Here is a 6,330-nt window from a genome sequence, read left to right as displayed (position 1 = left end):
AGCAAAAGTTATTTAAGCACGCCAATAGTGGCTGCTGTAGCTAACCCGACAAATGGGCAAGAGAATTGCCCATTTTTAGCCCATTGAAACCTATCCATTATGGGGGGTGTTATGGTGGATTTAGGCAGATTTTAGGCAGGGACAGAGGACGTAAATCCTCGTGTCGGGGATGAAAGTCTTGAAACAAAAGACTTTTCTATGATGCCAGGAGGCGGACTTGAACCGCCGACACGAGGATTTTCAGTCCTCTGCTCTACCGACTGAGCTATCCCGGCTTATTTTCAATGCTTAACTAACGTAACACGAAAATCTTTCGATTGTCAATCCCCTGGAGAGGGAATTTTGATGGGAAAGGCGATCGCCTTCCCCCACTGGTTTAAATTGGGCGTAAGCGAGTCAACTTCAAGTTAAACTCTCCTCCAGCCGTTTCTCCAAAAGCACGCACCCGGACAACATAGCTACCGGCCTTGGTAATCCGGGCAAACAGCAAGGAATTGGTACTGCCATCGGGGCCATCATCATTTTCAGCAACTGTAGTCCCATCATTGGCCAGTAGGGTAACAATGGTATCAAACTGATCGGAATAGAGATCAATAACTACATTATCGCCTTCATTTAACTGAACGATATAATCCCGTGCAAACCCTCCTTGACCCGTAGGAATATCTTTTTGGGAGAGGGTATCAGTAATTTCATTGCTCGTAGGTAATGGCTTGGGATTATAAATGTCGGATTGGGCTTGAGCTGCGGTCTGAAGACCGATCGCCATGAACAGGCTAAAGACGAAACGAATACCGCTACCTGAAGTAGCTAAAGAGTTAAGCATGAAACATCAAGTCAACTGATGGAATTTCTGTGAATATCTTAAACTACGCTTTCCCCTAATCGCCAGTTTGCTCTAGCTTTCAATATTACCGCGACGAGCGATCGCGCACCGGGGAGCAATCCACCAGGGGCCCCCTTCATTCCCCCGCAGATCGCACTGTTCTATCGGCCCTGCACCATTAGAAGCCACATGAATGCCTTGTTTTTGGTTGCCATATAACCGACAGTGTTTCAAACTCAGATTACTCTGTTTGTTGATTTGTACACCTCGGCCGCCATTTTGGAAAATCTCGCAGAAAGAAGCGCTACCCTGACCTCCTTCAGATACCAAAATGCCCTCCCGACTCATTTGGGAAATCTGGCAATGTTCTAAATTCGCTTCAGCATGGCGATCGATTTTAATGCCAATCCTCTGGCCGGAAATCTGGCAAAATTCTAAGCTAGAGCGGCTATATTGGGTCATCCAAACCCCATATTGGGGGTCTCCAGTCATTTCACATCGGCGTAGAGTAACATTGGTGTTTTTGCCTTCAATGTAAACATTAGCCAGTCCCGTGGCGTGAATCTTACATTCTTCTAGGGTGAGGTTGCCGTTGGTGATAGAGATGGCATAGGGATTATGGAGACGTTGACCGATGAAGCAACCGAGGGAGTCGGCCCGGTGAATTTGCGTCCAGTTGTGATAGTGAAAGGTGACACCACGAATCAGAGCGCGATCGCCTGTTATCCGCACACAAGGAGCCAATTGACTCTCAATAATGATATCTTCCTTATTCCCTTCACCGATAATTTGCAACGGTTTATCGATCCGTAGACTTTCGGCATAAAAACCGGCACGGACTTTAATAATCGTATAGGGAAGAGCATTTTTTATCGCCTCATTCAGGGTGCGATAGTTAGCCACCCCCAGTTTAGCCACCACTAGGGGCGGTGCGTCCAAGAATTCAGCATCCTCTTCTGAAGGTTGAGTCAGGGGGGGGCAGTTATAGGGACTGCTGTTGAGATCCTGAAGGGCAGCTTGGGCAGATTGATAGCGATCGCCGATCGCCACCTGAGTCAATTTATCCAACACTCCCCCCAGATTCTCACTGATCGGCTTGCCCTGTAATTGGCTTTCTCGCCATAACCAGCGCCCTTGACTGGGATCATAGAGGCGATCGGGTTCCATTCCCGTGAGCAGACACAAACAGGTCACTCCCAAGCTATACAAATCACTAGCTGGATAGGTTTTACCCGTCAGCATTTGTTCTAAGGGAGCATAGCCTTGTGTGCCAATGCCTACCGTCCCCGTCTGCGCGATCAGGGTTTGCGCCAGTTGTTTAGAAATGCCAAAATCAATCAGCACAAACCCTTCTGGAACCGATTCTAATCCCTGTCGGAGCATCAAGTTTGCCGGTTTAATATCCCGGTGAATAATTTGCCGGTTATGGATAAATTGCAGCACCGGTAGGAGTCCTTGCAGTAAGTTGCGAATTTGAGCTTCTGTAAAGGGCCCATTTTGCTGCAAACATTGGGCTAAATTCTGCCCAGGGATAAACTCTTGCACCAAATAGCGTTGGTTGGCTTCTTGGAAAAAGTCCCATAAACTGGGGATTTGCGGATGGGTATCTAGATGGGTGAGCCGTTCGGCTTCCTGTTCAAACAAGGCGATCGCCTTTTGGTAAAGCTCAGGATTTCCTTTCACCTCCGGCAGGGGAACCAAGTGTTTAATCGCACATTTTGCATCCCCCCTTTCCCGATCCAGAGCTAAATAGGTGCGAGCGCATCCACTGGTATTGGAGATGAGCTGATCCACCTGATAGCGTCCTTTGAGTAACCCCAAAGTTGACCCACAATTGAGACAAAATTGGGTTTGGGGCGGATTTTGGGGTTGGGAACACTCCGGGTTGAGACAGTAGCTCATGGATTCAATTCAAAATTCAAAGGATGTTTTTGTATTGTACCTGTAGGGGCAGGTTCACCAAGAGATAAAAATTCCATGGGTAACTTTTGTGAACCTGCGCCGGTTGCTTCGTGGGGGAGATGGGGCGATCGGTTAAACTAGGAACAGACGCGAGTCTAAGACAGAGTAAGCTAGGAACGAGTAGGAATTATGGTTGCGCTCTCTAAATCCTATTTTATCAGTCCAGAAGACTATCTGGAGATCGAAGAGAAGAATGCCATCAGACATGAATATATTGATGGTCAAATGTATGCCATGTCAGGCGGTACAGATAGCCATAATGTTATTGGCTTAAATTTAGTGTTTTTGATTCGGAATCATTTACGCGGAAAGGATTGTCAGGTCTATTTTACCGATGTCAAGGCGCGTTTAGACGCATCAAATCGGTTTTATTATCCCGATTTGATGGTTACTTGCGATCCCAGAGATCGAGAAACTCCGGTGTATAAGCGATTTCCTAAATTAATTGTGGAGGTGTTATCTCCCGGTACGGAAGGGTTTGATCGCGGGGATAAATTTAATGATTATCAAACCTTGGAGACGTTGGAAGAATATGTGCTAGTGAACGCGAAACAGCAGCGAGTAGATATTTTTCGGCGCAATGGCAAACAAGAGTGGTCTTTTCAATCTTATGCTCCAGATTCGGGAACGTTTGCGCTACAGAGTTTGGGATTAGAGGTGTCTTTTGAGCAATTGTACGAAGATGCGGGGATTAATTAACAATGAACAATGAACAATGAACAATGAACAATTAACATCGCTATTTCTTCCGTTCCGATCTAACAAACCAAGCTGTCCCAAGGGCGACTAGAACGCCAATTAAGATGCTCAATCCCAAGGCTTGCCCAGGAGATAAGGCTGGTGGCTCTGGATCTTTGACTTGAGTGGAGGCGATCGCCGCCGTGACACTGGCAAAAGCGATACCCATACCGGCAACTTGGATCGTCATGTTGAGTTGGCGATCGCTCTCCGTTTGCTCTAGGTTAATCATGCCTTCTAGCGATCGCATCAAATTCTCCGTCATCGGCAAAACCGGCGCTAAACTCTCATAATCCGCTTCAATTTGTTTCAGATAGGTGTCCTCTATCCATTCCCGAATTTGTGGCGATGAATTCAGCTCAAACTCTTGCCAGATTTTGCCGTGGTTATAAGCATTTACCGTTATCGTATGTTTTTGGTCTTGGATATCCTTCAATCCTATAGCATAAGTCGAGGAAAATTGCAAGCTTTTCTTGAGATTGTCCCGCATCACTTTTAGCGTTTTAGGATTTTGCTTTTGCACATTTTTCATCAAATCTTTCAGATCTCCATATTGATCGTGCAAGTTTTTAACTTGTCCCTGATGTCGCCAATACGACCACATCATTTTATTGTGGAAACAAAACAACTTTAGAAACGTTTCATAATGGTTTTTCATTAATTCCTGATGGGTTTGAATTGAGCCAGAAGAGCGAAACAAAACCAGCACCAGATGATGATAAGACTGCTGAAAATCAGGCCAATCTTGTTGCCAATTTTGCGGAAACCTCAGCACCTCATAAATATCTGCACCATTCCAATCTCCCAGATAACGAGGTTGAGCCGTCCAGTTGTCATTGGGACGCAACTTTTTCCAACATTTTTCCGCCACCGATTTCGTATCTGTATCTGTCGAAACTTGCGCCCATAACAGCCAACTTTGCCCAATTGTGCCGTAGCAGTTTTCCGATTGACTGATATCATCGCCATGGGCAAGTTTTTGCAGGATTGTTGTTTTCAAATTATCCAGTTGATCGTAATCTTGCGGGGAATAATCAGCTAGATAATTTTGTGCTGAATTATCCAATTTTTCCAGTCCAGAATAATTGACTAACAAGCCATAAGTATCTCGCAACTGAACCGGACGCAAAAATCCATCTAGGGGAGATTCAAACATTATCGGATCGAACCAAGTAAAATCTCGATTAGGATTTTCCTGACCTGCTAATTGTCCCAATTGATTGATGATATTCTTGACTGCTAATTGTTCCGATTGATTCTCGAATGCTAATTGTTCCAATTGATTGATGATATTCTGGTCGGATTGGAGCAAATATAAGTTTGCTGTCAGTTTCTGTCTGGAGGATTGACGCAATTGACAATAATTGCGGTGTAACTCCGCGTCAATTTTGCGCCAGAAGTCCAAGCGATTTTGACGAACTTGGTTTTCATCGCTCCCTAATCCATGAAGTAAATCATAGACAAATAAATTTAGCGTCGGGTAAATAAGTTGCGTTTTATCCATGACCATAGATTACCGGGAGAGCCAGCCATCGTCAAGGTTACCATGCAGGCATTGGCGGCGGCGATCGCGTCTTCAGCTTGGGCTATTTTTTGTAAAACTTCCTCTAATTCTGTATTCTTCTTTTCATCTAATTGAGTAATATAATTAATCTGCAACGAAGTATCAGCATCATCAGTTTTTTCGGGAATCGGTAAATCCCCTTTCCCCCGTTCGCTGGCTTGACTTTGCAGCCATTGACGGGCTTGGAAATAGATAGCTTTGAGGGGATATTGAGCGCCGAAATTATGCAGAGTGCCAAAGTTTAAGGGTTGAGCATTAAGCAGGCTTTTCAGTTCAGTTTGTCGTTCTGGGGACAGGGGCACTTTTTGGTTTGCCAATGCCACAATTACAGCAATAGCCGTGATGCGTTGACTATCATCCATGACGTTTCGGGTAACAACTGCTCACTATTATAGCGCTCTGTGCTGGTCATCATCTTCATTTGTAGTGCCGTGACAACCCTAAAATGGTGGGTTACGGCGGATTGATAGATTGCTGTCAGAGTCTAGGTTTTAGCCGCCTAACCCACCCTACGCTAATGCACATTTTTAGCTGTGTCACGGCAGTAGGGTGCGTTAACGAAGTGAAACCCAACAAACACCCAATATCTAGCGATTTAGATTAAAATCATAGAGTTGGCATTCTCAGTGACCTATGGTTCAAGTCCGAATTGAGGTAGAAGAACCCCACGCACAATTTTTGCAGAAATATCGGGATTATGGATTTTCAGATCGCGATGCCTTGGTGCGTACAGCAATAGAACGGTTGCGTCAGGAACTAGAGTCGGACTCGCTAGATTTAGAGGAGTCGGCACGGTTATATGCTGAAGTTTATCAAAGTTGTCGGGAAACCCAAGAATTGACCGAAGCGGCGTTAGGTGATTGGCCAGAATAAACCATGACACCCATTCAGCGCGGCTTAATTTTAGATCTGAACCTCGATCCAACTCAAGGTTCAGAAACTGGAAAAATACGGCCTTGTATTGTAGTGACTAATAATCGTTACAATACTCGTGTCCCAGTTATTCAAGTGGTTCCGGTTACGGGTTGGAGTGAGAAAAAAGCCAGAATCCAAACCAATATAGAGATTCATCCTTCAACTAATAATGGTTTAACCAAAAAATCTATTGCTGATTGTTTACAAACTCGTCCGGTTGATTATCGTTCACGTTTGGTTGCTGTTCGAGGAGAACTGGAGCAATCAATAATGAGTGAAGTAGATAGGGCGTTGAAGGTTGTTTTTGCCTTGAATGATTAATACA

7 protein-coding genes and 1 tRNA gene are annotated in these 6,330 nt (G+C 44.9%); 3 read left to right on the top strand and 5 right to left on the bottom strand.

All coding sequences use genetic code 11. The features are described from left to right. Positions 1-202 precede the first annotated feature (202 nt). The 3 genes from PMG71_RS22810 to PMG71_RS22800 all read right to left on the bottom strand — a co-directional run bounded on the left by PMG71_RS22810 (position 203) and on the right by PMG71_RS22800 (position 2,728). Positions 203-275: transfer RNA gene (locus tag PMG71_RS22810), tRNA-Phe, on the bottom strand. 101 nt (positions 276-376) lie between these two features. Further along, positions 377-769 (bottom strand): PPC domain-containing protein, encoded by a 393-nt coding sequence (locus tag PMG71_RS22805; RefSeq protein ID WP_347179378.1) that lies wholly within the window; start codon positions 767-769, stop codon positions 377-379. A 129-nt stretch (positions 770-898) separates the two neighbouring features. Next, positions 899-2,728, bottom strand: a complete 1,830-nt coding sequence (locus PMG71_RS22800) for a protein kinase domain-containing protein (RefSeq protein ID WP_283756032.1) — start codon at positions 2,726-2,728, stop codon at positions 899-901. Between the two features lie 189 nt (positions 2,729-2,917). Between PMG71_RS22800 and PMG71_RS22795 the strand changes: the two genes are divergently transcribed. Next, the gene (locus PMG71_RS22795) at positions 2,918-3,487 is read left to right on the top strand and encodes a Uma2 family endonuclease (RefSeq protein WP_283756031.1); all 570 of its coding nucleotides are present in this window, start codon (positions 2,918-2,920) and stop codon (positions 3,485-3,487) included. Between the two features lie 40 nt (positions 3,488-3,527). On the opposite strand, the gene PMG71_RS22790 is transcribed toward PMG71_RS22795, so the two are convergent. Then, positions 3,528-5,030 (bottom strand): hypothetical protein, encoded by a 1,503-nt coding sequence (locus tag PMG71_RS22790; RefSeq protein WP_283756030.1) that lies wholly within the window; start codon positions 5,028-5,030, stop codon positions 3,528-3,530. Then, a complete protein-coding gene (locus PMG71_RS22785) occupies positions 4,997-5,452 on the bottom strand; it encodes a hypothetical protein (RefSeq protein WP_283756029.1) in 456 nt (151 codons plus the stop codon). Before PMG71_RS22785 ends, PMG71_RS22790 begins: the two co-directional genes overlap by 34 nt. A 271-nt stretch (positions 5,453-5,723) precedes the next feature. On the opposite strand from PMG71_RS22785, the gene PMG71_RS22780 reads away from it, so the two are divergent. Both PMG71_RS22780 and PMG71_RS22775 read left to right on the top strand, forming a co-directional pair. Continuing rightward, the gene (locus PMG71_RS22780) at positions 5,724-5,963 is read left to right on the top strand and encodes a hypothetical protein (protein WP_283756028.1); all 240 of its coding nucleotides are present in this window, start codon (positions 5,724-5,726) and stop codon (positions 5,961-5,963) included. A 3-nt stretch (positions 5,964-5,966) separates the two neighbouring features. Further along, a complete protein-coding gene (locus PMG71_RS22775; protein ID WP_283756027.1) occupies positions 5,967-6,326 on the top strand; it encodes a type II toxin-antitoxin system PemK/MazF family toxin in 360 nt (119 codons plus the stop codon). Positions 6,327-6,330 lie beyond the last annotated feature (4 nt).

Source organism: Roseofilum acuticapitatum BLCC-M154 (assembly GCF_030068475.1).
Taxonomy (GTDB): Bacteria; Cyanobacteriota; Cyanobacteriia; order Cyanobacteriales; family Desertifilaceae; genus Roseofilum; species Roseofilum acuticapitatum.
Note: the sequence above shows the minus strand (reverse complement) of the source record. Positions and strands in the feature narration are given on the sequence as shown.